We start from the raw sequence: 26,941 nt of genomic DNA on the forward strand, positions 1-26,941 counted from the left end.
AGAATTTGGTGGCTGAAATTATTGCTATGTCATTCATTGCGATAAATCATACCCAATACCTTCAGGGGTATGTACAGTTGATCCTGTCGATTGAATAAATCTCTCGATTTACAAAACCGATAGTCAACCTCAAAGGAAACCCGCCATGTCCATGCCCCTCATCAACGAAGCCGCTCCCGCCTTCAGCGCCAACACCACCCACGGTCCCCGAAGCCTGGCCGATTACAAAGGCAAGTGGCTCATCTTGTTCTCGCACCCTGCCGACTTCACACCTGTTTGCACCACCGAATTCATCGGCTTTGCCAAGCGTGCCGAGTTGTTCAAGAGCATGAACTGCGAATTGCTCGGCTTGTCGATCGACAGCATCTACTCGCACTTGGCCTGGATGCAAAGCATTCAGAACAACTTTGGTGTGGAGATTCCTTTCCCCATCATCGACGACATCAAGATGGAAGTGGCCCAAGCCTACGGCATGATCCACCCCGGCGCTGCAGACACCCAAGCCGTGCGTGCCACCTTCTTCATTGACCCCGAAGGCAAACTGCGCGCCATGGTGTATTACCCCATGAGCAATGGCCGCTCGATTGAAGAGTTTGTGCGTTTGCTGCAAGCCATGCAAACCAGCGATGCCCACAAGATCGCCACCCCCGAGGGCTGGACGCCCGGTTGCGACGTGATTGTGCCGCCACCCAAAACGCCAGAAGCCATTGCCAAGCGCAAAGGCGAAGGATATGCCATGAAAGACTGGTATTTTGCGACCAAGTCCCTGTAAGTTTCAGGCTTACCCCCTGGCTGCCAAGTAGCAAGGGGTGTCAGGATCTTTGTTGCTCAACCGCTAAGGAAGCCAACATGAGTTCAGCCCACATGCACATCGAATCGTTTTTTGATCCGGCCACGTTCACCTTCAGCCACATCCTGGCGGACTTGTCCACCCAGCAGTGCGCCTTGATCGACAGTGTGCTGGACTATGACCCCAAATCCGGCCGCACCGAAACCCGCAGCGCCGCCCTCCTGGTGGACCGTGTGAAGGCCTTGAACTTGCGCGTGCAGTGGATTTTGGAGACGCATGTGCACGCTGACCATTTGTCGGCAGCCCCCTATTTGCAAAAGCAGCTGGGCGGTCAATTGGCCATTGGTTCGCACATCACCACGGTGCAAAACGTCTTTGGCAAGCTGTTCAACGCGGGCACCGAATTTGCCCGCGACGGCAGCCAGTTCGACCGTTTGCTGGGAGACGGCGAGGGTTTTCAGATTGGTACTTTGCAGGCTAAGGCCCTGCACACCCCCGGCCACACCCCGGCCTGCATGACCTATGTGGTGACGGATGCCAGTGTCGAACCTGCACGGCAGGTGGCCTTTGTGGGTGACACCTTGTTCATGCCCGACTACGGTACAGCACGCTGCGACTTTCCCGGCGGCAGTGCCAGCGTGCTGTTTCAGTCCATTCAGAAAGTGCTCAGCTTGCCTGACAGCACCGAGCTGTTTCTTTGCCATGACTACCCGCCCGAGACCCGTCAGCCCCAATGCTTGACCACCGTGGCTGAGCAGAAAAAGGCCAATGTGCATGTGCACCAAGGCGTGAGCGAGGCTGAGTTTGTGGCCATGCGCGATAAGCGCGATGCCACCTTGTCCATGCCCGTGCTGATCCTGCCTTCGGTACAGGTGAACATGCGCGCCGGTCAAATGCCGCAGCCCGAAGACAACGGCCAGCGTTACCTGAAGATCCCAGTGGACGTTCTCTGAAGCCTGCAGGGCCAGCGCTGCTTTCGGATGTCGGATGGGAGGGGAGGGCGCTGCAAGCGCACTTTTCAGCGCACTTTTGTCCCTGTTAGGGGCAAGGCCAGGTTTAGTCTTTGGGCTTACGTGCCGTCAGGCCCAGCAGGCCCGACATGCCCTGGTGGCCTGTGCCCTCGGCAATCTCGGCTTCGTAGGTGCGCAGGTCCAGGATGTCCAGTTGGCCGAAGGCGTCCAGCATCAGTGCCTCGTCGTAAAGGTGCGCGAGCTTGCCGGGACCGCCGGTGTTGAAGTCCAGTTGACGGTGGGTGTAGCCTTGAATGATCAGGGTGCCGCCAGGCTTGAGGCTGTCCAGCATGCGTGCAAACAAGAGGCTGCGCTCTTCAGGCGCAGCGAATTGGAAAAAGATGCCCACCACGTTGTCGTAATGCGAAGGCTGCCAGTCATAGGACTGCCAGTCGCTGCAGACAAAATTCACGTTGACTTTTCGGATTTGGGCCAGGGCACGAGCTTTGCGAATGGCATTGTCCGAAAAATCAAAGGCATCGACCTGCAGGCCTTGCTGGGCCAGCCACACGCCATTGCGGCCCTCACCATCGGCCACAGCCAGCGCAGTTCCAGGTGTCAGATGGGCAGCTTGTGATTGCAAATACGCGTTGGGAGCCTCGCCAAATACATAGTGCTCGGCGGCAAAGCGCTGGTTCCAGGTCTATTGGGGATTGTTGAATGTGCTCATGGTGAAATCTTTTCAATCTACAGGAAAGGGGAGAACAGTCAAAGGCGCCGCGCCAGCATCACGGCTGCGGCTGAGCCAGAGCCAGAGCCAGAGCCAGAGCCAGAGCCAACCTCGGCGCACCACAGACACACTACCCGGCTGTATGGCTTGAAGGTCGGTGCTGGCTGCTTCGCGCAGAACGCTTCACTCTTCGAGCAAGCTGCGCAGCATCCAGGCGGTCTGTTCGTGCACAGCAATGCGTTGGGTCAGCAAGTCGGCACTGGGTTCGTCTTTGGCTTGTTCCACCACCTCATACAAACCGCGTGCGGTGCGGGCCACGGCTTCGTGGCCTTGCGCCAGGATCGCGACCATTTGCATGGCTTTGGGGGGCAGGGTGGGCGCGTCGGGCAGCGAGCTGAGCTTGGCAAACTGTGCATACGAGCCCGGCGCCGGGTAGCCCAGCGAGCGGATGCGCTCGGCAATCGGGTCCACCGCGTTCCACAGCTCGGTGTACTGGAGCATGAACATGTCGTGCAGGCTGTTGAACATGGGGCCGGTCACGTTCCAGTGGAAATTGTGAGTGGTCATGTACAGCGTGTAGGTGTCGGCCAACAAGTGGCTCAAGCCCTCGGTGATGGCCAGGCGGTGCGATTCAGAGATGCCGATGTCGATTTTCATGGTGTTTCCTTGTGGTTAAAAAAATGGTCAGCCCAAGCTGGTGTCGAGCACCATCATGAGCGCGAAGCCTGCCATCAGGCCCAGGGTGGCGGTAGTTTGGTGGCCGTTGCGGTGGGTCTCGGGAATCACTTCGTGCGAGACCACAAACAGCATGGCCCCGGCGGCCAAGCCCAAACCCACGGGGTAGGCTAGTGCCGAGTTGCCCACCAGGCTGACCCCGATGAGGGCGCCTAGGGGTTCGAGCAAGCCGCCCAGGGCGGCAATGCCCACGGCCTTCCAGGCCGGGGTGCCGATGGCCCGTAAGGTCATCGCCACAGCCAGCCCTTCGGGGATGTCTTGCAAGGCGATGGCCGTGGCTAAGGGCAGGCCCACAGACAGGTCGCCTTGCGCAAACCCGACCCCCACGGCCATGCCTTCGGGCAGGTTGTGGATGGCCACCGCCATGACGAACAACCACACGCGCTGGCAGCGGTCATGGCCGGGGCCACAGGGGCCAGTTTTGTCGTGTTCATGGGGCGTGAACGCGTCCAGCCCCAGCATGAGCAAGACGCCCAAGCCCATGCCCAGCACTACCAGGCCAGCCCCCGTGAGTGCATGACCCGTCAATTGGGTACCTGCTTCGATCCCGGGCAGCAGCAGTGAAAAAGTCGCAGCTGCCAACATCATGCCGGCAGCGATGCCCAGCATGGCGTCTTCGTGCTGAGCTTTTAAATTTTTCAGGAAAATCGCAGGCAAAGCCCCGAGCGTGGTGGCGGCCAGGCCCGCGCTGCCGCCCCACAAAGCCCAGCGCACCACCTCGTGTTGTGTGGCCTCGTTCAACCAAACCTGGCCTTGCAGCAGCAAGACCAGCACGCCCATCAATGCGATGCCTAGACCCAACAAGACCTGGGGACGTTGGCGAGCGTGTTGGGCCAGCAAGTGGGGCCAGGGCAGGGGGTGGCGTGGATGGGCGGTCATGATTGTGTGGTTCATTCAAGGGGCTAATGATAGTATTTACAAATCGAAATACAATTTTGTTTTATTTAATTTATTGTTAGCCTTGGGCTATGACCACTTGATGCCATTCAGGCCGTTGGCTGAGCCTTTGGCTGTTCGATGGCCCGCCTTGGGTGTCGGGGGTGGGACACTTGGGCATCGCACTGCATCAAGCGGTGCTCTAATATAATTGAATGCTGATATTTAAGGGCCCCATATGTTTAATTCCTTGTTGCGTCGGTTCGGGATGTTGATCGCATTGGGTGTGTCGTCTTTGTTGTTGCAAGCTTGTAGCCCAGAGGCAGTGCTGCCCAATGTGTCACTGGAGCAAGCCCGCGCCGAGCACGAGGCTGGCAAGGTCTTGATGATCGATATCCGTGAGCCGCAAGAGCACGCCACAGGCGTGGCACAAGGCGTTGTTTTGCTGCCCATGAGCCAAGTGGCGCAGCGTGTGGCTGAGATTCCCAAGCAAGCCGATCAGCCTGTTTTGCTGATCTGCAACACCCAAAACCGCTCACGGGCCGTGACTGAGGCGCTGCAAGAGCAGGGCTTCACCAACATTCGTTATGTTCATGGCGGCATGAGCGAGTGGGCCAAGCGCGGCTGGCCGATGGTCAAACCGCAAGACTTGGTGGGCCCGAATAAACCTTGAGCCCCAGCATCCCAAGGGTGCGGGTTGACCAAGAGAAGCGCTGCACTTGTGTTTGTCTTGATCCAAGGCAAGTCCAGGTTTGACCCGTAGAAATAAACTGAAGCTTGTACAAGAACTCAGTTGGGCACGCGAGCACCCCGGTCTGAGTTCAATTTTTTAGCCACGTCATGAAAGATGAAATGCCTGAACTTTTGACCACCCCATACTTGACGAATGCAGCAGAAGCCGTCAAGGCCTGGGATGCTTTGCAAGCGCCGCAGGGCTGACCATGAGCGAAAAACTGATTTCGGTCACGCTGACCCAGCAACAGGACTACCGGTTCGACATACGCTTTGACGACAACATGCCGGTGCTGACCAGCGACGAGCCTGCGCCTTTAGGCACGGGCTTGGGGCCGTCGCCCGTGCAGCTCTTGTGTGCATCGGTGGGCAATTGCCTGAGCGATTCGCTGCTGTTTGCCTTGCGCAAATTCAAGCAAGCGCCAGAGCCCTTGCGCTGTGAAGTGCAGGCCCAGGTGGGCCGCAATGCCGATGGCCGCATGCGCGTGCTGGAGATGGTGGCCACTTTGCACCTGGGGGTGAGCGCCGCCAAGTTGGAGCAGCTTGAGCGCGTGCTGGGTCAGTTCGAGGGTTTTTGTACCGTGACCCAAAGCGTGGGGCAGGGCATCCCGATCCAGGTCCGGGTGTTTGATGCCGATGGCCTCTTGCTCAAGTCTTGATGGTAGCTCTCAGCCTGTCCAAGATCCTCCAGGCGCTGGCACTGAGCTTGGTTACATTCATTGGGGTGGGCGCGTCCCAGGCTGAAGTGGTGTATTTGCCTCGTGCCGTTCAGGTCACGGGTCCGGTCTACGCCATCGTCGGGCCTTTGGGCCAGCGTAGCCAGGCCAACGCCGGGCTGAACGCCAATTACGGCTTCGTGCTCACCGCCAATGGCGTGATCCTGATCGACAGTGGGGCCAGCGCCTTCAGCGCGGCCTTGCTGGCCCAGGCGGTAAAGATGGTCACACCCAAGCCGATCCGCTGGGTTCTGAACACCGGCTCGCAAGACCACCGATGGCTGGGTAATGGTTATTTTGCAGGCCAAGGGGCCGAAATTCACGCCTTGGCAGGCACTGTCAAGACCCAGCAAGGATTCGCGGCGCAACAGATGGCAAACTTGTTGCCATTTTTGGCTGAGCAATTGCAGGGTACCGAGCCACGTCTTGCCAGCAAGGTGCACGACGGGCCCGAAAAAAAACTTGATATTGATGGTTTGCGGCTTGAATGGATCACCACGAACGCCCACTACCCGGGCGACACCATGATTCACCTGCCTGAACATGCAGTTACTTTCACGGGCGACTTGGTGTATGTGGACCGTTTGCTGGGGGTTTTGCCGCAGTCGAGCGTGCGCTTGGCGCAAGTTGCATTTGGCAGGCTCCAGGCTTTGAAGCCAGTGCATGTAGTGCCCGGCCATGGCCGTGTAACGGATATGACCAAGGCCACACGGGAGACGGGTGACTATTACGCGTTTTTGATTGAACAGGTTGGCGTTGCTGCCCGCAACATGGAGTCGATCAGCGAGACCTTAAACAAGCTGGCCATGCCAACGCAGTTCAGACATTTGCAAAATTTTGATGAATTGCACCGACTAAATATGAACCGGGTTTTTGTGGATTTTGAGGCCAACCCTTGAAGCTTTAGAAATGGGCTTTTGAGGTCAGAATCAGGCGAACTTGGTCAGCATTGCAGCCACGTGCTCTGGGGACTGGTCGCCTTGCTCGATCATGCAGCCAACCATCGAAAAAAACGACTTGTCGAGTGCCTTGCGTGCAGCGGCCATTTGTTGCGCGATTTTTTCGCAATCGGCGTCGGCTTCTATCAACTTTTGCAAGCCGCGCAGCTGACCTTCAATGCGGGCAAGGCGGGCACACAGGTTTTTCTTCTTTTCGGCGTTCACAATTCGGCTCATGCTGGTCTCCAGAATGGCCCCTGCTAAAGGGTCGGGGCGGATGTTGCTGATGATATCTTTTTCGATAGGGGAGGGGTAGGAGGTGCAGCCTACGCCCTGTTTTTTGGCCTGGTTTTGCACGGTTGAACCGCTTGGTCTCAGTAAAATCCCTGACCTTGGGCTTTAACCGGTGTGCACAAAGCCGAGTTGATTTGGGTTAAATTAGCGTCTGGTTATATTCACCCCCCCTCATTTGGAGTTCTCATGAAATTGATTTTTGCCGCTGTTGCCGTGTCCTCAGTGATGGCCTTCCCCGCTTTTGCAAGCATGGACTTGGCCAAGAAAAACGCTTGTATGGCATGCCATGCGGTGGACAAGAAGTTGGTAGGTCCCTCCTACCAAGACGTCGCCAAAAAATATGGTGCTCAAAAAGACGCCGCTGCGACCTTGGCTAAAAGTATCAAGGCGGGTGGTGCAGGCAAGTGGGGCCCTGTGCCCATGCCCGCGCAAGCTGCTTTGAGCGAGGCCGATGCCTTGGTTTTGGCGAACTGGATTCTGGCTGGCGCGAAATAAAGCCAAGCCTTCGAAGCTTGTCAAATCCGGAAAGTTTGACAAGCTTGGTGGTTGCCGGTGGCTTTTGGTTGGCGCTCAGGGGCTTGTCCTCAAGCGGCTTTTTATTTGGAGCCGAAAATGAAATTCCGAAAAACGCATGGCCTTGCATTGGCCACTGTGCTGTTGTCTCTTGCCGCCCACGCTCAGCCTGCCATCTTCAAGGATGCTGATTACAAGTTGGGCGAAAAACTGATCGCCGAAAGCAAATGCGTGGCCTGTCACGTCTCCAAGGTGGGTGGTGACGGCAGTGCCATCTACAAACCGCAAGGCCGCATCAACACCGCTGCTTTTTTGCGCGGCATGGTGGAGCAATGCAACACCGAGTTGAATCTGGGCATGTTTCCTGAAGACGTGAACTCGGTTGCTGCAGTGCTCAACAGAGACCACTACAAATTCAAGTGAATCCTTAGGCGCTCATTTGCAGGCGTCTAAAAATACCTTACCCCATAGGGTATAGGGTATCTGCCAATACTCTGTTTTCTCCAGGTCATGGATGATCAATGTCAATCTGGCAAGACACATGGTGTGTCTTGCCGGAGTACATCAATGCATGACAACAGGAGAACAGGAATGCGCAAATCTTTCACGTGGATGAAATGGGCCGTGTTGGCCAGCTCGATCTGGTTGACCGGCTGCGGCACCATCAGCACCCTCGGCAAACTTGAATCCGGCGCTGGCGCAGAAGCCAGCCGCATGTGGGACCGTTGGGTTGACGGCAACGGTGACATTGCGATCGCTACTACCTGGGAGCGCAAAGTCAAAGCCGGCGTGACCGCCAACGAGGTTGAACAAGTCCTCAAACAAGTGGCGGTGGAACGCAACATGCGCGATGTGGGCACTTTGCCGCTGTCCAAAGAGTTGGAGGCGCGTTCGGGCAAAAAAGAAAAGCTGCTGACGGTGTACTCGTTTTGTACGCCCGCTACAGCCCGCCGCATGGTCGATTTCAGCCCGCACATGGCCGCTTACTTGCCTTGCCGTGTGTCCATGGTTGAAAAAGAAGACGGCTTGTGGCTCTACACCCTCAACATGGACATGATGGTCAAGATGGGCCGCAAGCTGCCATCACCCCTGAAAGAGGAAGCCCAAGCCGTGCGCGACACCATCTGGGAAATGATGGAACGCGGCAGCAAGGGTGAGTTTTGATCCGTAAAAATCTGGAGACAACAATGAAAAAAATCATTACTTTACGTGCCACTGTGGTGGCTGCTTTATTGGCTACGGGTTCCGCAGCTTGGGCGACCGATGGGTACTTTCCGCATGGCTATGGCATGAAGTCAAAAGGCATGGGCGGGGCTGCAGTTGCTGTCACCGACAACGCATTTGCAGGCATCAACAACCCGGCAGCTTCGGTCTGGGCAGGTAACCGTGCTGAGATCGGCGTGGATATTTTCATGCCCAAGCGCAGTGCCGCGCGTGTGTCACCAAATACATCCCCTTTGCTAGAAGGTGATGTGCAGAGCGATGGCAGCGCATTTATAGTGCCAGAATTTGCCTACAACAGAAAAATAGATGACCGTATGAGCTGGGGTGTCACGGTCTACGGCAACGGCGGCATGAACACCGAATATCCGGGTGGCAATGTGACGTGTTCAGCAGACGGCGGTATGACGACCTATCAGGGTAATTTGTTGTGTGGTCAGGGCAAGCTGGGCGTTGATTTGATGCAATTGATCATTGCCCCCACGCTGGCTTACAAACTCAACGAACAGCATTCAGTGGGCATGTCTCCGCTGTTGGTGATGCAGCAGTTCAAAGCCACAGGGCTTCATGCTTTTACGTCGACAGCGCCTGGTCAGCAAATGTCAATGAACCCAAGCAACGTCACTGATAAGGGCGCGGATCGTTCGACAGGCGTTGGTGTCCGGTTGGGCTATTTGGGCCAGTTGTCAGATACATTGAAATTCGGTGCGACCTATTCGCCCAAAATCAAGATGGGCAAATTCGACAAGTACTCGGGGTTGTTTGCGGGCGAGGGCTCGTTTGACATTCCTGAAAACTTTGCATTGGGCATCAACGTGCAAGTCACGCCAGCCGTGTCTGTGGCTGCTGATTACAGCCGCATCAACTACAGCGGAGTGTCAGCCATTGGCAACCCGATGAGCAACCTCGCAGCTGGAAATCCGATGGGTTCTGCCAACGGACCCGGTTTTGGTTGGTCCGACGTCAATGTCCTGAAGTTGGGTGTTCAATGGCAAGCCACATCCACCATGCTGTTGCGAGCTGGGTACAACCAGTCAACCAACCCGGTCAAGTCTGAAAACGTGACCTTCAATATCCTGGCGCCCGGTGTGATCACCCAGCATTACACCTTCGGTGGCACCTATGCCCTGTCTAAAGACTCGGAGTTCACTTGGGCTTACATGTATGCGCCCAAACATACGGTCACAGGTCCGTCAATGTACAACGGCATGATGGGTACGACGACCATCACCGAAACCATTCGCATGTCCCAACAATCCTTGGGCGTGCAGTACGGCTGGAAGTTTTGAAGAACAACACGAGGCCTTCCTGATCAGGAAGTGCCCTCGGTGTAATCCCTGATTCAGATACATCGTTTAACGTATATATTCGCACATCCGAATATAAGAACCTAATGGCACAGAACGCATGAGCGATGAAATTGACGAGGTGTTTGGCAGGGCGGCTGAGTTGTTTGCCGTACTGTCCACCCCCATTCGATTGCGCATCATCAGCGAGCTGTGCCACGGTGAAAAAAATGTAGGGCAGTTGCTGGCGCACATTGAAGCGGCTCAACCCAATATGTCTCAGCATCTGAACATCATGTACAGGTCGGGCATTTTGGGCAAGCGGCGACAGGGCGCTCAGATGTTTTATCGGATTGCGGACGAAAAGGCCGCGATGGTTTGTCGGGCCGTATGTACGCAGATGACTATCGATTCAGCCGTGAATTGACATTTCAAAACGAGGAGTGTGTGTGAAAGAAGACAACATCCATTCAGGAAGGGTGCAAAAAGCACCTGAAAACTTCCTGACCCATGGCGGCATCAAGGCTGTGTTTGCAGAAGGCAAAAAGGGGCGCCGTGATTTCATTCGCAGTGCATTCGCTGCCGCTGCGGCAGGTGCTGCTGCGCCCATGGCCGTGGCCCAGGGCAACCCCGTACCCGTTGAGGGCGGAGATCCCAATATTTTGAACCTTCCCGAGCATGCCACGGGTCTGGGCCAGGGCGTGGCCGTTGAAGGTTATGGCAAGCCCTCCAAGTTCGAGGCCAATTTGCAACGTCGCCAAAGCCCGGGTCTGACACAGACCACCCAAGCTTCGGTCTCGTTTGCCCCGCTGCAGTCCTTGTTCGGCATCGTCACGCCCAGTGGCTTGCATTTTGAGCGGCATCACCAGGGCTGGTGGGACATCGATCCGTCCAAGCACCGCTTCATGATCAACGGCATGGTCAAAAAGAACATGGTGTTCACCATGGACGAGATCATGCGTTTGCCATCGGTGTCACGCTTTCACTTCATTGAGTGCGGCGCCAACACGGCGGTCGATTGGGGCAACGTGGCCGTGCCCACGGTCCAATACACCCATGGCATGCTGTCTTGCAGCGAGTTCACGGGTGTGCCCCTGATCACGCTGCTGGAACTGGCTGGTGCCGACCTGAAAAATGGCAAATTTGTGCTGGCCGAAGGGGGTGATGGTTCTTCCATGACCCGAACCATCCCGATGAGCCTGATTACTTCTGGTGAAGTCATCGTGGCCTATGGTCAAAATGGCGAAATGTTGCGCCCTGAAAACGGCTACCCGCTGCGTCTGGTGGTGCCTGGTGTGCAGGGTGTCAGTTGGGTCAAGTACCTGCGCCGTGTCGAAGTGGGTGACAAGCCCTATGCGGCCAAAGATGAAGCAATTCACTACATCGATTTGCAGCCAGGTGGCTTGCATCGCCAATACACCAACCTCCAGGAAGTCAAGAGTGTGGTGACCACGCCTTCGGGTGGGCAGGTTTTGTTGGACAAAGGTTTTTACAACATCACGGGCCTCGCCTGGTCAGGCAAGGGCAAGATCAAACGGGTGGATGTGTCCACCGATGGGGGGCGTAACTGGCGTCAGGCCAGGCTGGAGACGCCCGTGCTTTCGAAAGCCCTGTCGCGCTTTAACCTCAACTGGGTGTGGGACGGCAAGCCGGCCATCATTCAAAGCCGTGCGCAAGACGATTCCGGACACGTGCAGCCCACTTACCAGCAGTTGCGTGCAGTGCGAGGCACGCGATCCATTTATCACAACAACGCCATCCAGTCGTGGTTGGTGCAGGAAAACGGTGAGGTGAAAAATGTCCAGGTTTCGTAATGCAGTGATGTCGGCGGCTTTGCTGGCCATGGCGGGTGTGACTGCCGCGCAGTCCACCCCGTTTGTGGGTATCGGCCGTACAGCCACTCCTTCAGAAGTGGCCAAGTGGGACATTGACGTGCGCCCCGACTTCAAGGGCTTGCCTGCAGGCTCGGGTTCGGTGGCCAAGGGGCAAGATGTGTGGGAGGCCAAATGCGCCCACTGTCACGGCGTTTTTGGTGAATCCAACGAGGTGTTCAGCCCTCTGATTGGTGGCACCACCGCCGAAGACATCAAGACTGGGCGTGTGGCCAATTTGCAACGTACAGACTACCCTGGCCGCACCACCCTCATGAAGGTGTCGACGGTGTCAACTCTCTGGGACTACATCAACCGGGCCATGCCTTGGACCAACCCCAAGACATTGACGACGGAAGAGGTGTATGCGGTCACGGCTTTCATGCTGAACCTTGCCAACATCGTGCCAGACAACTATGTTTTGTCTGACAAAAATATGGCTGAGGTGCAAGCGCGTTTGCCGAACCGCAACGGCATGACCACGGCGCACGACATGTGGCCTGGCAATGAGTTTGGGGGTACCAAAAAACCCGATACGGCCAACAAGATTTGCATGAAGGATTGCACGCCTGAAATCAAAGTAGCCTCATTCTTGCCAGACTTTGCACGCAATGCCCATGGCAACTTGCAAGAGCAAAACCGCATCGTAGGGCAGCAACGTGGTGCCGACACCACCCGCCCTGAGCCCAAAGCAGGCATACCTGTGGCGGCTGCAGCACCCGTTGCAACAGCGAAACCCGAAAACAACGAGGCCAAGGCCGCGATTGCACTGCTGAACAAGCACACTTGTACAGCTTGTCACGGCGTTGACAAAAAAATTGTCGGTCCGGGTTTCAATGAGATTGCAAAAAAGCAAGCGGGCAAACTGGACTATCTTGTCGGCAAAATCAAGGCGGGTGGCGTTGGGGTGTACGGGCAAATTCCGATGCCCCCACAGTCGCTGCCCGATGCTGATGCCAAGAAAATAGCCGAATGGATTTCTAAGGGGGCCAGCAAATAATACGGGATATAACCGTTGCATTTCCAGGCCTGTTTCAATAGCATCACTCAACCATCAAGGAGATATCAGATGCAAACCCGTCGCGAGACACTCAAACAAACCGCTGTCGTGGCTGGCCTTTTGGCCTCCGCTGGTTTTCCCCAGTTCGCCCACGCAGCCTTTAACAAAGCCGCATTCGATGCCAAGTCAGTGCAAGATTCCGCGAAAGCTGCCGGTGCGACCAGCATGGCCGAGAGCAAGGATGTGACCATCACCGGTCCGGACATCGCTGAAAACGGCGCCGTAGTGCCTTTGGGCGCCAGCACTTCGCTGCCAGGTGTCAAGCAGTTGCTCATCATGGTCGAAAAGAACCCTGCAGCCTTGGTTGCCTTATTCCACGTTTCTGATTCGGTAGAAGCCAACTTTTCGACCCGCGCCAAGATGGGCCAGTCCTCGGATGTCTACGCTGTGGCCATCATGAACGACGGCAAAGCCTTGTGGGCTAAAAAAGAAGTCAAAGTCACTTTGGGTGGTTGTGGCGGTTAAGCCCTGACACGCAACTCTTACACACATTGATTCATTGAAAGATTTAGGAGAAAAAAATGGCAGATCCAATGCGCATTCGTGCCCAATCCTCTGGCGACAAAGCGACCGTTCGTGTGCTCATGAGCCACGAAATGGAGTCTGGTCAGCGCAAAGACGCTGCTGGCAAAACTGTTCCTGCCTGGTTCATCCAGGAGGTCACAGCCACCCACAACGGCAAGCCTGTGCTGGCAGCCGAATGGGGCCCGGCGGTGTCTAAAAACCCGTTCCTTCAGTTCGCGGTTAAAGGTGCCAAAGCAGGTGACAAAATCGCTGTGACCTGGAAAGACAACAAGGGCGACAGCCGCACCGACGAAGCCACGGTGTCATGACTTTCCGTTGAGCTTGCAAAAGGGTGGAGCCAAAGCTTCACCCTTTTTGCGTTCCATTAATTCAAAGAGGTGACCATGATAAAAACTTCAACCCTGGCCTTTGCTGCAGCATTGACCATGAGCGCAATGCCTGTATTGGCCCAAAAATCAGCCAGTCAGGGCATCGACGAATACCGTGCCATGTTGCAGGACGGTAACCCGGCCGACTTGTTTGAAGCCAAGGGTGAAGACCTCTGGAAAAAACCCCGGGGTCCTAAAAACGTGTCCCTTGAAAAATGCGATCTGGGCAAAGGTCCAGGCGTTGTCAAAGGCGTTTTTGTGGAGTTGCCCCGTTACTTTGCCGATACCCAGCGCATGCAGGACTTGGAGTCGCGTCTGGTCACCTGCATGGAAAGCCTGCAAGGCTTCAATGCCGCCGAAATTTCCAAAACGCCTTTTGGCCGAGGTGAAATGGCCAACGTCACTGCTGTGGCGACCTGGATCGCCGCCGAATCCAAGGGACTCAAGTTCAACCTGTCGCAATCGCACCAGCAAGAGAAAACCTTTTATGAAGTGGGCAAGCGCCTGTTTTTTCAAAGAGGCGGGTCGCACGATTTTTCTTGCGCCTCTTGCCACGGTGAAGAAGGAAAACGCATTCGTCTGCAAGACCTGCCGATCCTGACCAAGAACCCTGGCGATGGTGTCGGCTTTGCCGCCTGGCCCGCCTACCGCGTATCGAATGGCCAGATGTGGAGCATGCAGTTGCGCCTGAACGATTGCTACCGCCAGCAGCGGTTTCCGTATCCTGGTTTTGCCAGTGACGCCACTGTGGCCTTGTCCACTTATTTGGGTGTGAACGCCAAGGGTGCCGCATCGATTGCACCGGCCATCAAGCGCTGATCTGAACAGGAGAAATTCATGAACAAAAAGACCCAACTTGTTTTGGCCAGCTTGGCTGCCGCTTTGGTGGCTGCAGGCTGTGCATCTGGCCCCTCCGTGGCCGAGATCAATGACCTGACCGAAAAAATCGTCAAGGCCTCTTTCCGGGATCAAAGTCACGTCAAGGTGGAGCGCATCACGGCCACCGACGAAACCAACCGCGTCTGCAGCGAAGCCGATGTGGCTGGCAAACCCTTGGACGAAAAAATCGCCAAACGCATCGAAGAAGCCAACCTCAAAGCCATCAAGTGGCCATCGGACGGCAAGTTCATTGGTGACTGGAAAGAGGGCGAAAAAATCGCCCAAAGTGGCCGTGGCTTGACCTGGACCGATTCGGCGACGGCTGTCAATGGCGGCAATTGCTACAACTGCCACCAGATGGACAAGAAAGAAATTTCTTACGGCACCATCGGCCCCAGCCTTTACAACTACGGCAAGATTCGTGGTGTGAGCAACCCGAGCGATCCGGCCAGCAAGGCCATTGTGGAATACACCTGGGGCAAGATCTGGAATGCCAAGGCTTACAACGCCTGTTCCAACATGCCACGCGCAGGACACATGGGCATCCTCAATGAAACCCAGGTTCGTCACATCGTTGGTTTGTTGCTCGACCCCAAATCCCCCGTTAACCAGTAAATCCTGAAAAACCCGGCTTGTCCGGGTTTTTTAGACCGTTATATATCAGTGGATGCCAATATGAATCTGTCCAAACGCGAATTTATCCAGGTCATGGGTGCCGGCACGATGGCGGGCATGAGCATGGGCGCTTATGCACAAGCCAGTGCCACCACCGCGGCCAATGGTCTTTATGACATCCCGAAGTTCGGCAATGTGTCTTTTCTGCACATGACCGATTGCCATGCGCAGCTCAAACCCATTTATTTTCGCGAGCCCAGCATCAACATGGGCATTGGCAACATGCAGGGCAATTTGCCGCATTTGGTTGGGGAATATTTGCTCCAGGTTGCCAAGATCCGTCCAGGTACGGCTGAGGCTCACGCCTTGACTTTTTTGGATTTCGAAAAGGCGGCCAAACGATACGGCAAGGTGGGTGGTTTCGCCCACTTGGCCACGCTGGTCAAACGCATGAAAGCCAGTCGCCCCGGTGCCTTGCTGCTCGATGGGGGTGACACCTGGCAAGGCTCTGGTACCAGCCTGTGGACCAACGGCCAAGACATGGTGGACGCTTGCAAACTGCTGGGCGTGGATGTGATGACAGGCCATTGGGAATTCACCCTGGGCATGGAACGCGTGAAAGAAATTGTTGAAAAAGATTTTGCAGGCAAGGTCGACTTCGTGGCCCAGAACATCAAGACCAGTGACTTTGGTGATCCAGTGTTCAAGCCCTATGTGATCCGAGAAATCAATGGCGTGCCTTGCGCCATCATCGGCCAGGCTTTTCCTTACACGCCGATTGCCAATCCGCGTTACATGGTGGCCGACTGGGAGTTCGGTATCCAGGACGAAAACATGCAGAAGATGGTGAATGAAGCCCGCGGCAAGGGTGCGCAGGTGGTGGTGGTCATCAGCCACAACGGCATGGACGTGGACTTGAAGATGGCCAGCCGCGTGAGTGGCATCGACGCCATCATGGGGGGGCACACGCACGACGGCATGCCTGTGGCCTCGATCATCGCCAACAAAGGCGGCAAGACGTTGGTCACTAATGCGGGCTCCAATGGCAAGTTCCTGGGCGTGCTTGACTTTGATGTCAAAGACAAAAAGGTCAGCGACTTCCGCTACAAGTTGCTGCCTGTGTTTTCCAACATGCTGCCAGCCGACCCCGAGATGGACGCTTTGATCACCAAGATCCGTGCGCCTTACGAATCCAAGTTGGCAGAAAAATTGGCCGTGACCGATGGCATGTTGTACCGCCGTGGCAACTTCAATGGCACAGGCGACCAATTGCTGGTCGATGCTTTGCTGGACGTGCAAGGTGCCGAAATCGCTTTCTCACCTGGCTTTCGTTGGGGGACTACGCTGCTGCCGGGACAGGCCATCACGCGTGAGTGGCTGCTGGACATGACAGCCACCACCTACTCGTATGCCACGGTGACCGAGATGACGGGCGAGACCATCAAGACCGTGCTGGAAGACGTGGCCGACAACCTGTTCAACCCCGACCCTTATTACCAGCAAGGCGGTGACATGGTGCGTGTGGGCGGCTTGTCTTACAGCTGCAATCCGGTCGGTGCCGCGGGCAGCCGCATTGGTGACTTGCGCTTGAAGGGGCAGCTGATCGAATCGGGCAAAAAGTACAAAGTGGCGGGCTGGGCCCCTGTGGCTGAAGAGGCCCGTAACCAGGGCAACAAACAGGTCTGGGACGTGGTGGAGACCTGGCTCAAGGCCCAAGGTGGGCGCGTCAAGCCCCGCAAACTCAACGCCCCAAAAATCATGGGTGCATTGCCCAACAAGGGTTACGTGGTCTGATCGAAATTTGCGGCACTTCGTTGTGCCTCCTCTCGTTTCAAGGTCCCTCAGAGTTCCTCATAGCCCCCTGAAAGCGTTGCCCCAGCGCAGGAGTCCAGCATCATGAAAAGAAGACAATGGCTCTTAGGCAGCGCCGCTCTGGGCGTTGCTGCCCTGTGGCCTGAAGCCCGCTTGCTGGCGCAGCAAGCGCAGGAATTCATCGAAGGCCCACCTGTGGCCGATATTCCCGCTCAACAACTTTCGCCGCATGTCTGGATGGTCTATTCACCCGATGGCTTTCCCACCCCTGAAAACCGGGGCATGATGTCCAACGTGATTTTTGTGGTCACATCGGCGGGTGTGGTGGTGCTCGACTCGGGGGCTTCGCTGCAAATTGGCCAGATGGCCATCCGCATGATCCGCAAGGTGACTGATAAGCCCGTCGTGGCCGTCTTCAATAGCCATTACCACGGAGACCACTGGCTGGGCAACCATGCTTTCGTCAAGACCTATGGCGACAAGCTTCCCATTTACGCATTGCCCAGCACCATCGAAAAACTCAAGGGCACCGAAGGCAACCTGTGGCGCAGCCTGATGGAGCGGTGGACCAACCAGTCCACGTTGGGCACCCAGGTGGTTTTGCCCAACACCGCCGTGCAGCATGGCCAGGTCTTGCAGTTTGGTGATGTGACTTTGCGCATGCACCACTACGGCACGGCGCACACCCCCTCGGATTTGTGTGTCGAGGTGGTGCAAGACAAACTCACGGCCGTGGGCGACATCGCCATGACCAACCGCATTGCCAACATGGACGAGGGCTCTTATCCAGGCACTTTCAAATACTATTCAGCCCTGATGGCAGCCACGGGTGAGCAGTTGTGGGCGCCAGGCCATGGCCAGGCCCGCAAAGACCTGCTCAAGACCTATGGCGATTTCATGGCGGGCATCTGGGAGCCTTGCCTGAAGATGGTGGAAGACGGCAAGTCAGAAGCCGAGGCGAAAGCCGCCGTGCTGAAAGACCCGCGGGTTGCCGCTCGGGCCAAGACCATGCAGGGTTTCGATGGCAACATTGGCAAGTACGTCAGTCTGGCGTACATCGAGGCCGAAAAAGTGGCTTTTTAAAGTGCCCCACTAAAGGGGCCTTTGTTGGACCTGCTTCAGGCCTTCGCACCGTGCGCTAAAGCCCTTGCACGGCTGGCCGCCAGCGCCTTTTCGTCGGGTGCTGACAAATCCCAGCCCTGCATGTGGTCCAGGCTGATGGCGGTCAGGGCATCTATCCAGACCGGGTGGTTGTTCAGGCAGGGGATGTAACTGAACTTCTCGCCGCCCGCATGCAAGAAGGCCTCTTGTGCTTCTTGTTGAATCTCTTCCAGCGTCTCCAGACAATCGCTGGTAAAACCTGGGCAGATCACATCCACCTTTTTCACCCCTTGTTCGGCCATGGCGATCAGCGTGGGTTCGGTGTAGGGCTCCAGCCATTTGGCTTTGCCAAAGCGCGACTGGAACGTGAGTTTGTATTGTTCTTTGCTCAGGCCCAGCGCCTCGGCCAGCAAACGGCCGGTTTTCATGCATTCGCAGTGGTAAGGGTCACCCAGTTGCAGGGTGCGTTCTGGCACGCCATGAAAGCTCATCACCAACTGCTCGGCTTGACCGTTCGCAGCCCAATGATCGCGCACGGTCTGCGCCAAGGCCGCGATGTAGCGCGGGTCGTCGTGGTAGCGGTTGACAAAGCGCATTTCAGGGATCAATCGGGTTCTCAGGCCCCATCGGTAAACTGCGTCGAACACACTCGCCGTGGTGGTGCCGCTGTATTGCGGGTAGGCGGTCACGATCAGCACGCGCTGCACGCCTTCGGCCTTGAGCGCATCGAGTTGTGCAGGAACGGAAGGCTGGCCGTAGCGCATGGCAAAACGCACCGACACGCTGTGGCCACTTTTTTGCATGGCCGCGCCCAGAGAAAGCGCTTGTTGCTCGGTATTGGCTTTTAAAGGGGATCCCTGCTCGGTCCAGATGCTGGCATATTTGGCCGCCGATTTGGCGGGTCGAACGCGCAAGATGATGCCGTGCAGGATCAGCCACCAAATGGGTTTGGGGATTTCGACCACACGGCTGTCACCCAAAAATTCGGCCAGGTATTTGCGCAGTGCCGGTGCCGTGGGGGCGCTGGGCGTGCCCAGGTTGCAATACAGGATCGCTGTCCGAGCAGGCTGACCGTGTTGAAAGGAGGGTTCTTGTTGAAATGCCATGCGGTATTCTCCCACCACCATGATTGATATATCCCGAATTAAAGCCATTACCCTCGATCTGGACGACACTTTGTGGCCCGTCTGGCCCACGATTGGCCGTGCCGAAGCCGCTTTGCAGGCCTGGCTGAGTGAAAACGCGCCGGCAACGGCAGCCCTGTCAGCCCAGCCCGAGGTCAAAAAAGCGGTGCGTGCCGAGATCAACGCCCGCCATGCCGACAAGGTGCACGACCTGTCGTTTTTGCGGCTGGCGTCAATCCGCGCCTTGTTGCAGCAAGCTGGGGAGCCTGTGCACCTGGCCGAACCCGCTTTTGAGGTGTTTTTTGCCGAGCGCCAGCGCGTGGATTTGTTTGACGACGCCTTGCCCGCGCTGGCTTTTTGGAGCCAGCGCTTGCCGGTGGTCGCCCTTTCGAACGGCAACGCCGATGTGCACCGTGTGGGCATTGGTCAGCACTTTCATGCGTCAGTGAGTGCGCAGTCGTTGGGTGTGGCCAAGCCTGACCTGCGGATTTTTGCAGCAGGGGCCCAGGCGGCGGGCGTGCAGTTGCACGAGGTGCTGCACATCGGCGACGATGCCCACGCCGACTGTGTGGGGGCCTTGGCTGCAGGCATGCAAGTCGCCTGGCTCAACCGTGAAGGTCACGGCTGGGCCCATGGCGACACTCGCCCGCACCTGGACGTGCAGAATTTGCACGCGCTGTGTGCTTTTTGGCCTGACTACGAACCGACCAGGAGACCGACATGACATTGAAAATTTACGGCATCGGCACATCTCGAGCTGCGCGTCCGCTGTGGACTGCGCTTGAACTGGGTGTGCCTTTTGAGCACATCGCCATGCCTTATGCCGGTGGCGCTACACGCACGCCCGAGTTTCTGGCCATCAACCCCAATGGCCACATCCCGGCGGTGGTGGACGAGCGCCCCGAGGGCAGTGTCACGGTGTGGGAAAGCATGGCTTGCGCCTTGTACATCGCCCGCGTGCACGGTCAGCCCGATGGCCAGTCCATCACGCCCGCCACCCCTCGCGAAGAGGCCGAAGCCCTGCGCTGGAGCTTTTGGACGGTGACTGAACTGGAGAGTGACGCGCTCACCGTGCTCATGCACCGCATGGCCATGCCTGCTGAGCTGCGAAAACCCGAACTGGCAGATCGCGCTGAAAGCCGCTTGAAAGTGCCACTGGCCGTCCTGGAAGCGCACCTGCAAGCGCAGCATGCGAAAGGCGAGGCTTACCTTGCGGCCAATCGTTTCACCGTGGCCGATGTGTGTGTAGCCAGTGTTGCCAGCTGGATTCGCCCGGCAGCGTGTTTGCTGGCGCAATATCCAGCAGTGTCAAGTTGGTTGCATGGCTGTGTGGAACGCGATGCGCACAAGCAGGCGAGGGGCATGAAGTGAGGTTTGAGCTGGCTTGTTTGCCGCCTGATTGAAGGGGGCTTAGAACTGCCCCAAGGCCTGCATCTTCCAAGCCAGCCACAGCTTGCGCAGTGGTGTGAGCGCAATGCGCTGGTGGAGCACCTGAAAACCTGACAACTCGATTTCGCGCAGCAAGGTGCGGTAGATGCTGGCCATCATGAGGCCGGGCTTTTGGGCGCGGCGGTCGGCAGTCGGCAGTAAGGCCAGGGCTTCATCGTAGAGGGCATGAGCCCGGTCGGTCTGGAACTTCATCAGGGCTTTGAAGTTTTCTGAATACGTGCGTAGCATCAGTTCGTTGGCTTTAACGCCAAAGCGTTGCTGCTCGTCCAGCGGCAGGTAGATTCGCCCGCGCAGGGCGTCTTCGCCCACGTCCCGGATGATGTTGGTCATCTGAAAGGCCAGGCCCAGCTTGTGGGCGTAGGCGGTGGTGGCATCGTCTGTCTGGCCAAAGATGCGTGCAGCGACTTCGCCCACCACGCCGGCCACCAGATGGCAGTATTTTGTGAGGCCCGCAAAGTCCAGATAGCGGGTCTGGTTCAGGTCCATCTGGCAGCCATCGATCACGGCCATCAGATGGCGGCTTTCAATGCCATAGGTGAGGGCCAGTGGCATCAGGGCTTGCATGACCGGGTGCGTGGGCTGGCCCGCATAGGCTTGCAGCACTTCTTTTTGCCACCAGGCCAGCTTGGTCGCAGCCACGCTGGGGTCACTGATTTCGTCGACCACGTCATCCACTTCGCGGCAAAAGGCATAAAAGGCAGTGATGGCAGCACGCCGTTCTGGTGGCAAAAACAGGAAGGCGTAATAGAAGCTGCTGCCCGAGGCGGCGGCTTTTTGTTGGACGTAGTCTTGCGGGCTCATGGGTGCTGATTTTCGCATTCAAATCGGGGGCTCAAGCCCGTGCGTCGCCAGACAATTTGCGGAATTGACGTTCCAACACTGCGGGTGATGCCAGGCCCAGGGCGATGCGCCACATCAGGCTGCGAATTTCGTGGCGTGGCATTTTGACGCGTTGGGTCAGGGCGGCAGGCCCGGCTTGGCGCAGCAGTGTCAGGGTTCGGGCACCGATGAGTGCGGGCAGGGCGCTGGCCAGTCTCAGGCGCCGTGGTTTCAAAGCCAGGGCATAACGCATGCCATCGGCCAATTGCATCTGGGTGTGGTCCAGCCATTGCTTGTAGAGCGGGGCCAAGGACTCCAAAAAATTAGAACGGCCGGTTTGCGCAGCTTCCGCCAGCAAAGCTGGGTTCAAGCCCGCCGAAGCCAAAGTTTCTGCGGGCCAGTAACACCGCCCTGAGGCCAGGTCGGTCCCGGCATCGCGCAGGATGTTCAGGCGCTGCAAACCCATGCCGTATTGGCGCCCGAGGTGCATCATGTCGTCTTGAGGCAGCAGGGCGTAGCCGGCCAGATGACGACCACACAGCTCGGTCCAGAACTCCCCGACGCTTCCTGCCACTTGCCATGTGTAGAGATCCAGCTCGGTCTCCGTGTTGAGGGCGTGCAGGCCGGGGCCAAAGCGAACCATGTCTTGCTGTTGGCCTTGCGTGATGTGGCTGAGCACCCGGCGCACGCTGGCCTGATCGGCTTCGTCGAGCGTTTGCAGCAGGGGCAGGCATTGCGGCAGTGCCTGCATCAGGGCGCGTTCGTTCGGGTCGGTTTGTTGCGCCGCGAATGCCTGCGTCAGGTGCTTGATTTGCTGCGTTTGTGCCGCTTCGATGCCTGGCGATGCGATCACCTGGGTCATCAGTTCGAGCAAAATTTGCCGTTCTGCCAAGGGCAAGGATGTGGTGTCTGCCACGGTATCTGTGGCGCGGGCCAGCAGGTAGCCGATGGCCACAGGTGCCTGCAACAGACCGGGCAGTAGCCGGATGGACAAGTCAAATGAGCGCGATACGCCACGCAACAGTTGCCGGTGTTCTGGGCTCAAGCGCTGGTGTTTGGGATGCATGGTTTTGCGGCTGCGTGCATGGTCAATCCTTATTGTCGCTTGACAGTGAGCGCATCTTTGAATAGATTACTAACCAGTCAGTCATTATTATTTTCTGGATTTTTCATGTCTTATTTGAAATTACTCGCCGCTCGGCGAGTTTTGCATTGGTGCGTGCTCGGTGCCATTTTGAACACTATGGTAGCATGTTCCAAGACCGAGGCACCCGTGGAACCCTTGCGTTCGGTCAAGCTGCTGACGGTGGCTGGAGGGGATTTGAACCTGTCCGCCAATTATTCTGCAGAAGTGCGTGCCAGGGTGGAGTCGCGTCTGGGCTTTCAGGTCGCAGGCAAACTGGTGGAACGGTCTGCCGAGTTGGGGCAGCGCGTAGCGACTGGGCAATTGCTTGCCCGCATTGACGCGCAAGATTACCAATTGGCCGTGCAAGCGGCCTTGGCTCAGGTGAGCGCGGCGCAAAGCCAGCGCGATCTGGCCGCGGCTGAGTTCAAGCGTTTTGAAGCCTTGAAGGCGCAAAACTTCATCAGTGGTGCCGATCTGGAACGGCGCGAGACGACCCTCAAAGCGGCCGATGCCGCCTTGAGTCAGGCCAAGGCCCAGGCGCAGGCGCAGAGCAACCAAGCCGGCTACGCACGTTTGATGGCCAGCCATTCGGGCGTGATCACGGCCGTTGATGCCGAAGTGGGTCAAGTGGTTTCTGCCGGTCAGCCTGTGCTGCGTCTTGCGCACGATGGCCCCCGTGATGCGGTTTTTGCCGTTTCCGAGCAAATGGCCTTGAACCTCAAAATCGGCCAGACTATGCAAGCGACTTTGACCAGCACGGGACAGTCCTTCCAGGGCAAAGTCAGAGAGTTGGCTGCCAGCGCTGACCCGGTCACGCGCACTTTTGCTGTGAAGCTGGCACTGGGTGCTTCTGAGGGGCTGCCCTTGGGCGCCACCATCAACGTTCATGCAGACCGTTTGCCCGGCAGTCAGCCTGCGGTGATCAAGCTGCCCACCAGCGCATTGCGCCAAGAGGGCCAGGCCACGGTGGTGTGGGTGCTGGACGAAGCCAGTATGACGGTGAACACCCAAGTTGTTCAGGTGGGCCCGGTCGATGGCAACGAACTGGTGATCACTGCTGGCTTGAAGCCGGGTCAAAAGGTGGTGATTGCGGGGGTGCATGTTTTGTGGCCTGGCCAGAAAGTCACGGTCTACGGCGCTGCTGTCAGCGGCGTGGCACCAGCAGTGGCACCTGTCGCACCTGCACCTGCTGCACCTGCTGCATCTACAGCCCAACGGTGATCGCATGAGCAGCACCGAGAACACCCAATTCAACCTCTCGCGCTGGGCGCTGGAGCACCCGGCCCTGACCCGCTACCTGATGGTGGTGCTGATGGTGCTGGGCATGGCGTCTTATTTTCAGTTGGGGCAGGACGAAGACCCGCCTTTCACTTTTCGGGCGATGGTGGTGCGGGCCTATTGGCCGGGCGCAACGGCCGAGCAAGTGGCCGAGCAGGTGACCGACAAGCTGGAGCGCACGCTGCAAGAGGTGCCTTTTGCCGACAAGATCCGCAGCTATTCCAAGCCGGGCGAGGCGCAGATCATTTTCCAAATCAAGGACAACTCCAAGCCAGGCGATGTGCCCCAGGTTTGGTATGCGGTGCGCAAAAAGATCGGTGACATGCGCGGCAGTTTGCCGCCCGGCGTGGTGGGGCCGTTCTTCAATGACGAATTTGGCGATGTGTATGGCGTGATCTATTCCTTGAGTGGTCAGGGCTTCACGGCGGCCGAGGTCAAAATGCAGGCTGACAACCTGCGCCAGTCGCTCTTGCGCGTGCCTGATGTGGCCAAGGTCGAGCTGTTTGGGGCCCAGGACGAAAAAGTTTTTGTCGAAGTGTCGCAAAAGAAGCTGGCCCAAATGGGCTTGGACATGGGCGCGGTGTTGGCACAGCTGGGTCAGCAAAACGCGGTGGAATCAGCGGGCAGTTTGCAGTCGCCAGTCGATGTGGTGCAGGTGCGCGTGGCGGGGCAGTTCCAGAGCCTGGAGGCCTTGCAGGCCATGCCGATTCGCGGCGCTTCGGGGGCGCAAATACGTTTGTCAGACATCGCCGTTGTGACCCGAGGCTATGTGGACCCACCTTCTGTCAAGGTGCGCCATGATGGCCAGGAGGTGATCGCGCTGGGCGTGTCCATGGCCAAGGGCGGCGACATCATCGCTTTGGGCAAATCATTGCGCCAAACGGTGGCCAGCATCGAGGCCAGCTTGCCTGTGGGCATGATCCTGACGCAAGTACAAGACCAGCCGAGCGCGGTGTCCAATTCGGTCAACGAGTTCATCAAGGTCTTGATCGAGGCGGTGGTGATCGTGCTGGCCGTGAGCTTTTTGGCACTGGGTTTGCACAAACGGCCAGGCAACAACCCCTTCTGGCGACGTTGGACGCTGGACATCCGGCCCGGTCTGGTGGTGGGCATCACGATCCCCTTGGTGCTGGCGGTGACCTTTTTGGCCATGCATTACTTTGGCATTGGCTTGCACAAAATTTCGCTGGGTTCGCTCATCATTGCCCTGGGTTTGCTGGTGGACGACGCCATCATTGCGGTGGAGATGATGGTGCGCAAGATGGAAGAGGGTTACGACAAAGTGCGTGCCGCCACCTTTGCCTACGAGCTCACGGCGATGCCCATGCTCACAGGCACCTTGATCACAGCGGCGGGTTTCTTGCCGATCGGCATGGCCAAGTCCATGACGGGCGAATACACCTTTGCGATTTTCGCGGTCACCGTGGTGGCTTTGCTGGTCAGCTGGGTCGCGTCGGTTTACTTTGTGCCTTACTTGGGCGCTTTGCTGCTCAAGCCGCCTGTGCATGCTGTGTCGGCCGAGCACCTGGATTCGGCCGAGATGTTTGACACGCCGTTTTACCGCCACTTTCGCACCTGGGTGACCTGGTGCGTCACGCACCGCTGGAAGACGATTGGCATCACCGTGTTCTTGTTTGCCATGGGCATTGTCGGCATGGGCAAGGTGCAGCAGCAGTTCTTCCCGGACTCCAGTCGCCCTGAAATCATGGTCGACTTGTGGCTGCCCGAGGGTTCGCCCTTCAAGGCCAGCGAAGACATGGCCAAGCGGGTGGAGCAACGCTTGGCCCAGGAAGACGGCGTCAAGTCGGTCACGGCTTGGGTGGGTTCGGGCGTGCCCCGCTTTTACTTGCCGCTGGACCAGGTCTTTCCCCAGAGCAACGTGTCGCAGCTCATCGTGCTGCCTGATGATCTGAAAGCCCGCGAGGTGTTGCGCGCCAAGTTGCCCGCTTTGCTGGCGCAAGACTTCCCCGAGGTGCGTGGGCGAGTGAAGTTGCTGCCCAACGGCCCGCCCGTGCCTTACCCAGTGCAGTTTCGCGTGGTTGGGCCAGACCCCAAGGTTTTGCGTCTGAAGGCCGACGAGATCAAGGCCGAGATGCGCCAAAACACCAACACCCGGGGTGTGAACGACAACTGGAACGAGTCGGTCAAGTCGGTGCGGCTGGAGGTCGACCAGGCCAAAGCCCGTGCTTTGGGCGTGACCAGCCAGTCGATTGCGCAGGCCTCGCGCACCTTGCTCAGTGGCTCGAGCGTGGGCCAATTCCGCGAGGGCGACAAGCTGATCGACATCGTTTTGCGCCAACCCCTGGCCGAACGCGATGCCTTGTCCGATCTGCATCAAGCTTATGTCCCCACTGCATCTGGGCGATCCATTCCCTTGCTTCAGGTGGCCACCCCCGTGTTTGCTTGGGAGCCGGGTGTCATGTGGCGTGAAGGCCGTCAATACGCCATCACGGTGCAAGCTGATATTGCCGAGGGCTTGCAGGGGGCCACGGTCACGTCGCAATTGCTGCCAGCCCTGAAAAAGACCGAAGCCACATGGCAAGGGCAGGGCCTGAGTGGCTATCGCATTGAAGTGGCGGGCGCGGTGGAGGAAAGCTCCAAGGGCTCAGCCTCGATTGCGGCGGGTTTGCCGGTGATGCTGTTCATTACCTTTACCTTGCTGATGCTGCAGCTGCAAAGCTTCAGTCGCGCCATGCTGGTATTCCTGACCGGACCGCTGGGGATGGCTGGCGTCGCGGGGGCCTTGTTGGTGCTGAACAGGCCTTTCGGCTTTGTGGCTTTGCTGGGCGTGATCGCGCTCATGGGCATGATTCAGCGCAACTCAGTCATTCTGATTGACCAGATCGAGAAAGAGCGTGCTGCGGGCATGGCCCCTTGGCAGGCCATTGTGGAGTCGGCGGTTCGGCGGCTGCGGCCTATCGTGCTCACGGCCGCTGCCGCTGTTTTGGCCATGATTCCACTTTCGCGCAGTATCTTCTGGGGCCCGATGGCGGTCGCCATCATGGGCGGCTTGATTGTGGCTACCGCCTTGACGCTGCTGGCGCTGCCTGCCATGTACGCGGCCTGGTTCAGGATTCCGCGTCCAAATGACCCCCGTGCCTGAATTTGGCCAATCGAAGTGGCTAAAATAGAA

The 26,941-nt window shown here is 57.6% G+C and carries 29 protein-coding genes; 22 read left to right on the top strand and 7 right to left on the bottom strand.

Going from position 1 to position 26,941, the window contains the following annotated elements:
* Positions 1-145 precede the first annotated feature (145 nt).
* Both ACIQ3A_RS03930 and ACIQ3A_RS03935 read left to right on the top strand, forming a co-directional pair.
* The gene (locus ACIQ3A_RS03930) at positions 146-772 is read left to right on the top strand and encodes a peroxiredoxin (protein ID WP_396430455.1); all 627 of its coding nucleotides are present in this window, start codon (positions 146-148) and stop codon (positions 770-772) included.
* Positions 773-849: 77 nt separating this feature from the next.
* Complete coding sequence (locus ACIQ3A_RS03935; protein WP_396430456.1) at positions 850-1,743, top strand: MBL fold metallo-hydrolase; 894 nt, start codon at positions 850-852, stop codon at positions 1,741-1,743.
* Between the two features lie 103 nt (positions 1,744-1,846).
* Here ACIQ3A_RS03935 and ACIQ3A_RS03940 read toward each other — a convergent pair whose 3' ends face one another.
* The 3 genes from ACIQ3A_RS03940 to ACIQ3A_RS03950 form a co-directional block, all read right to left on the bottom strand.
* Positions 1,847-2,383 (bottom strand): class I SAM-dependent methyltransferase, encoded by a 537-nt coding sequence (locus ACIQ3A_RS03940; RefSeq protein ID WP_396430457.1) that lies wholly within the window; start codon positions 2,381-2,383, stop codon positions 1,847-1,849.
* A gap of 270 nt (positions 2,384-2,653) precedes the next feature.
* Complete coding sequence (locus ACIQ3A_RS03945) at positions 2,654-3,127, bottom strand: Dps family protein (RefSeq protein ID WP_396430458.1); 474 nt, start codon at positions 3,125-3,127, stop codon at positions 2,654-2,656.
* Positions 3,128-3,154: 27 nt separating this feature from the next.
* Positions 3,155-4,084, bottom strand: a complete 930-nt coding sequence (locus tag ACIQ3A_RS03950) for a ZIP family metal transporter (protein WP_396430490.1) — start codon at positions 4,082-4,084, stop codon at positions 3,155-3,157.
* A 235-nt stretch (positions 4,085-4,319) separates the two neighbouring features.
* Between ACIQ3A_RS03950 and ACIQ3A_RS03955 the strand changes: the two genes are divergently transcribed.
* From ACIQ3A_RS03955 to ACIQ3A_RS03965, 3 genes are all read left to right on the top strand, one after another.
* Positions 4,320-4,754: a rhodanese-like domain-containing protein gene (locus ACIQ3A_RS03955; RefSeq protein ID WP_396430459.1), complete on the top strand. Its 435-nt coding sequence runs from the start codon at positions 4,320-4,322 to the stop codon at positions 4,752-4,754.
* Between the two features lie 268 nt (positions 4,755-5,022).
* A complete protein-coding gene (locus ACIQ3A_RS03960) occupies positions 5,023-5,472 on the top strand; it encodes an OsmC family protein (protein ID WP_396430460.1) in 450 nt (149 codons plus the stop codon).
* On the top strand, positions 5,472-6,428 hold the full coding sequence (locus ACIQ3A_RS03965; RefSeq protein WP_396430461.1) for an MBL fold metallo-hydrolase: 957 nt from the start codon (positions 5,472-5,474) through the stop codon (positions 6,426-6,428). Before ACIQ3A_RS03960 ends, ACIQ3A_RS03965 begins: the two co-directional genes overlap by 1 nt.
* Positions 6,429-6,458: 30 nt before the next feature.
* Here ACIQ3A_RS03965 and ACIQ3A_RS03970 read toward each other — a convergent pair whose 3' ends face one another.
* Complete coding sequence (locus ACIQ3A_RS03970) at positions 6,459-6,704, bottom strand: metal-sensitive transcriptional regulator (protein ID WP_396430462.1); 246 nt, start codon at positions 6,702-6,704, stop codon at positions 6,459-6,461.
* Between the two features lie 243 nt (positions 6,705-6,947).
* On the opposite strand from ACIQ3A_RS03970, the gene ACIQ3A_RS03975 reads away from it, so the two are divergent.
* The 13 genes from ACIQ3A_RS03975 (at position 6,948) to ACIQ3A_RS04035 (ending at position 17,994) form a co-directional block, all read left to right on the top strand.
* Positions 6,948-7,256 carry a c-type cytochrome gene (locus ACIQ3A_RS03975; protein ID WP_396430463.1) on the top strand — a complete coding sequence of 103 codons (309 nt, stop codon included), beginning with the start codon at positions 6,948-6,950 and terminating at the stop codon, positions 7,254-7,256.
* Positions 7,257-7,373: 117 nt separating this feature from the next.
* On the top strand, positions 7,374-7,697 hold the full coding sequence (locus ACIQ3A_RS03980; protein WP_396430464.1) for a hypothetical protein: 324 nt from the start codon (positions 7,374-7,376) through the stop codon (positions 7,695-7,697).
* A gap of 168 nt (positions 7,698-7,865) precedes the next feature.
* Positions 7,866-8,438, top strand: a complete 573-nt coding sequence (locus tag ACIQ3A_RS03985; protein ID WP_396430465.1) for a DUF302 domain-containing protein — start codon at positions 7,866-7,868, stop codon at positions 8,436-8,438.
* Between the two features lie 23 nt (positions 8,439-8,461).
* Positions 8,462-9,784 (top strand): OmpP1/FadL family transporter, encoded by a 1,323-nt coding sequence (locus ACIQ3A_RS03990; RefSeq protein ID WP_396430466.1) that lies wholly within the window; start codon positions 8,462-8,464, stop codon positions 9,782-9,784.
* Positions 9,785-9,902: 118 nt separating this feature from the next.
* On the top strand, positions 9,903-10,208 hold the full coding sequence (locus tag ACIQ3A_RS03995; RefSeq protein WP_396430467.1) for an ArsR/SmtB family transcription factor: 306 nt from the start codon (positions 9,903-9,905) through the stop codon (positions 10,206-10,208).
* A gap of 22 nt (positions 10,209-10,230) precedes the next feature.
* Complete coding sequence (gene soxC, locus ACIQ3A_RS04000; RefSeq protein WP_396430468.1) at positions 10,231-11,595, top strand: sulfite dehydrogenase; 1,365 nt, start codon at positions 10,231-10,233, stop codon at positions 11,593-11,595.
* Positions 11,579-12,652 carry a c-type cytochrome gene (locus tag ACIQ3A_RS04005; RefSeq protein WP_396430469.1) on the top strand — a complete coding sequence of 358 codons (1,074 nt, stop codon included), beginning with the start codon at positions 11,579-11,581 and terminating at the stop codon, positions 12,650-12,652. Before soxC ends, ACIQ3A_RS04005 begins: the two co-directional genes overlap by 17 nt.
* A 69-nt stretch (positions 12,653-12,721) precedes the next feature.
* Positions 12,722-13,177 (top strand): thiosulfate oxidation carrier protein SoxY, encoded by a 456-nt coding sequence (gene soxY / locus ACIQ3A_RS04010; RefSeq protein ID WP_396430470.1) that lies wholly within the window; start codon positions 12,722-12,724, stop codon positions 13,175-13,177.
* A gap of 56 nt (positions 13,178-13,233) precedes the next feature.
* A complete protein-coding gene (gene soxZ, locus ACIQ3A_RS04015; RefSeq protein WP_396430471.1) occupies positions 13,234-13,545 on the top strand; it encodes a thiosulfate oxidation carrier complex protein SoxZ in 312 nt (103 codons plus the stop codon).
* Positions 13,546-13,620: 75 nt separating this feature from the next.
* Positions 13,621-14,424, top strand: a complete 804-nt coding sequence (gene soxA / locus ACIQ3A_RS04020; protein WP_396430472.1) for a sulfur oxidation c-type cytochrome SoxA — start codon at positions 13,621-13,623, stop codon at positions 14,422-14,424.
* 18 nt (positions 14,425-14,442) lie between these two features.
* A complete protein-coding gene (gene soxX, locus ACIQ3A_RS04025; RefSeq protein WP_396430473.1) occupies positions 14,443-15,099 on the top strand; it encodes a sulfur oxidation c-type cytochrome SoxX in 657 nt (218 codons plus the stop codon).
* 60 nt (positions 15,100-15,159) lie between these two features.
* On the top strand, positions 15,160-16,893 hold the full coding sequence (gene soxB / locus ACIQ3A_RS04030; RefSeq protein WP_396430474.1) for a thiosulfohydrolase SoxB: 1,734 nt from the start codon (positions 15,160-15,162) through the stop codon (positions 16,891-16,893).
* Between the two features lie 102 nt (positions 16,894-16,995).
* A complete protein-coding gene (locus tag ACIQ3A_RS04035) occupies positions 16,996-17,994 on the top strand; it encodes an MBL fold metallo-hydrolase (RefSeq protein ID WP_396430475.1) in 999 nt (332 codons plus the stop codon).
* A gap of 35 nt (positions 17,995-18,029) precedes the next feature.
* On the opposite strand, the gene hemH is transcribed toward ACIQ3A_RS04035, so the two are convergent.
* Positions 18,030-19,118: a ferrochelatase gene (hemH, locus tag ACIQ3A_RS04040; RefSeq protein ID WP_396430476.1), complete on the bottom strand. Its 1,089-nt coding sequence runs from the start codon at positions 19,116-19,118 to the stop codon at positions 18,030-18,032.
* On the opposite strand from hemH, the gene ACIQ3A_RS04045 reads away from it, so the two are divergent.
* Both ACIQ3A_RS04045 and ACIQ3A_RS04050 read left to right on the top strand, forming a co-directional pair.
* A complete protein-coding gene (locus tag ACIQ3A_RS04045; RefSeq protein ID WP_396430477.1) occupies positions 19,117-19,860 on the top strand; it encodes an HAD family hydrolase in 744 nt (247 codons plus the stop codon). The two genes, hemH and ACIQ3A_RS04045, sit on opposite strands and share 2 nt — an antisense overlap.
* On the top strand, positions 19,857-20,507 hold the full coding sequence (locus ACIQ3A_RS04050; RefSeq protein WP_396430478.1) for a glutathione S-transferase family protein: 651 nt from the start codon (positions 19,857-19,859) through the stop codon (positions 20,505-20,507). Before ACIQ3A_RS04045 ends, ACIQ3A_RS04050 begins: the two co-directional genes overlap by 4 nt.
* A gap of 39 nt (positions 20,508-20,546) precedes the next feature.
* On the opposite strand, the gene hpnD is transcribed toward ACIQ3A_RS04050, so the two are convergent.
* Together hpnD and ACIQ3A_RS04060 are read right to left on the bottom strand one after the other, a co-directional pair.
* Positions 20,547-21,386, bottom strand: a complete 840-nt coding sequence (gene hpnD / locus ACIQ3A_RS04055) for a presqualene diphosphate synthase HpnD (protein ID WP_396430479.1) — start codon at positions 21,384-21,386, stop codon at positions 20,547-20,549.
* A gap of 31 nt (positions 21,387-21,417) precedes the next feature.
* A complete protein-coding gene (locus ACIQ3A_RS04060) occupies positions 21,418-22,470 on the bottom strand; it encodes a phytoene/squalene synthase family protein (protein ID WP_396430480.1) in 1,053 nt (350 codons plus the stop codon).
* Positions 22,471-22,647: 177 nt separating this feature from the next.
* On the opposite strand from ACIQ3A_RS04060, the gene ACIQ3A_RS04065 reads away from it, so the two are divergent.
* The gene (locus ACIQ3A_RS04065) at positions 22,648-23,751 is read left to right on the top strand and encodes an efflux RND transporter periplasmic adaptor subunit (protein WP_396430481.1); all 1,104 of its coding nucleotides are present in this window, start codon (positions 22,648-22,650) and stop codon (positions 23,749-23,751) included.
* 4 nt (positions 23,752-23,755) lie between these two features.
* The gene (locus ACIQ3A_RS04070; RefSeq protein WP_396430482.1) at positions 23,756-26,911 is read left to right on the top strand and encodes an efflux RND transporter permease subunit; all 3,156 of its coding nucleotides are present in this window, start codon (positions 23,756-23,758) and stop codon (positions 26,909-26,911) included.
* Positions 26,912-26,941: the final 30 nt, after the last annotated feature.

Source organism: Limnohabitans sp., assembly GCF_044361985.1.
Lineage (GTDB): Bacteria > Pseudomonadota > Gammaproteobacteria > Burkholderiales > Burkholderiaceae_C > Limnohabitans_A.

Bases quoted from the DNA above. Each gene is read 5' to 3' on its own strand.
- ACIQ3A_RS03930 (WP_396430455.1), top strand. From the start codon at position 146: ATGTCCATGCCCCTCATCAACGAAGCCGCTCCCGCCTTCAGCGCCAAC.
- ACIQ3A_RS03935 (WP_396430456.1), top strand. From the start codon at position 850: ATGAGTTCAGCCCACATGCACATCGAATCGTTTTTTGATCCGGCCACG.
- ACIQ3A_RS03945 (WP_396430458.1), bottom strand. From the start codon at position 3,127: ATGAAAATCGACATCGGCATCTCTGAATCGCACCGCCTGGCCATCACC.
- ACIQ3A_RS03950 (WP_396430490.1), bottom strand. From the start codon at position 4,084: ATGACCGCCCATCCACGCCACCCCCTGCCCTGGCCCCACTTGCTGGCC.
- ACIQ3A_RS03955 (WP_396430459.1), top strand. From the start codon at position 4,320: ATGTTTAATTCCTTGTTGCGTCGGTTCGGGATGTTGATCGCATTGGGT.
- ACIQ3A_RS03960 (WP_396430460.1), top strand. From the start codon at position 5,023: ATGAGCGAAAAACTGATTTCGGTCACGCTGACCCAGCAACAGGACTAC.
- ACIQ3A_RS03965 (WP_396430461.1), top strand. From the start codon at position 5,472: ATGGTAGCTCTCAGCCTGTCCAAGATCCTCCAGGCGCTGGCACTGAGC.
- ACIQ3A_RS03970 (WP_396430462.1), bottom strand. From the start codon at position 6,704: ATGAGCCGAATTGTGAACGCCGAAAAGAAGAAAAACCTGTGTGCCCGC.
- ACIQ3A_RS03975 (WP_396430463.1), top strand. From the start codon at position 6,948: ATGAAATTGATTTTTGCCGCTGTTGCCGTGTCCTCAGTGATGGCCTTC.
- ACIQ3A_RS03980 (WP_396430464.1), top strand. From the start codon at position 7,374: ATGAAATTCCGAAAAACGCATGGCCTTGCATTGGCCACTGTGCTGTTG.
- ACIQ3A_RS03985 (WP_396430465.1), top strand. From the start codon at position 7,866: ATGCGCAAATCTTTCACGTGGATGAAATGGGCCGTGTTGGCCAGCTCG.
- ACIQ3A_RS03990 (WP_396430466.1), top strand. From the start codon at position 8,462: ATGAAAAAAATCATTACTTTACGTGCCACTGTGGTGGCTGCTTTATTG.
- ACIQ3A_RS03995 (WP_396430467.1), top strand. From the start codon at position 9,903: ATGAGCGATGAAATTGACGAGGTGTTTGGCAGGGCGGCTGAGTTGTTT.
- ACIQ3A_RS04005 (WP_396430469.1), top strand. From the start codon at position 11,579: ATGTCCAGGTTTCGTAATGCAGTGATGTCGGCGGCTTTGCTGGCCATG.
- soxY (WP_396430470.1), top strand. From the start codon at position 12,722: ATGCAAACCCGTCGCGAGACACTCAAACAAACCGCTGTCGTGGCTGGC.
- soxZ (WP_396430471.1), top strand. From the start codon at position 13,234: ATGGCAGATCCAATGCGCATTCGTGCCCAATCCTCTGGCGACAAAGCG.
- soxA (WP_396430472.1), top strand. From the start codon at position 13,621: ATGATAAAAACTTCAACCCTGGCCTTTGCTGCAGCATTGACCATGAGC.
- soxX (WP_396430473.1), top strand. From the start codon at position 14,443: ATGAACAAAAAGACCCAACTTGTTTTGGCCAGCTTGGCTGCCGCTTTG.
- soxB (WP_396430474.1), top strand. From the start codon at position 15,160: ATGAATCTGTCCAAACGCGAATTTATCCAGGTCATGGGTGCCGGCACG.
- ACIQ3A_RS04035 (WP_396430475.1), top strand. From the start codon at position 16,996: ATGAAAAGAAGACAATGGCTCTTAGGCAGCGCCGCTCTGGGCGTTGCT.
- ACIQ3A_RS04045 (WP_396430477.1), top strand. From the start codon at position 19,117: ATGCGGTATTCTCCCACCACCATGATTGATATATCCCGAATTAAAGCC.
- hemH (WP_396430476.1), bottom strand. From the start codon at position 19,118: ATGGCATTTCAACAAGAACCCTCCTTTCAACACGGTCAGCCTGCTCGG.
- ACIQ3A_RS04050 (WP_396430478.1), top strand. From the start codon at position 19,857: ATGACATTGAAAATTTACGGCATCGGCACATCTCGAGCTGCGCGTCCG.
- hpnD (WP_396430479.1), bottom strand. From the start codon at position 21,386: ATGAGCCCGCAAGACTACGTCCAACAAAAAGCCGCCGCCTCGGGCAGC.
- ACIQ3A_RS04060 (WP_396430480.1), bottom strand. From the start codon at position 22,470: ATGCATCCCAAACACCAGCGCTTGAGCCCAGAACACCGGCAACTGTTG.
- ACIQ3A_RS04065 (WP_396430481.1), top strand. From the start codon at position 22,648: ATGGTAGCATGTTCCAAGACCGAGGCACCCGTGGAACCCTTGCGTTCG.
- ACIQ3A_RS04070 (WP_396430482.1), top strand. From the start codon at position 23,756: ATGAGCAGCACCGAGAACACCCAATTCAACCTCTCGCGCTGGGCGCTG.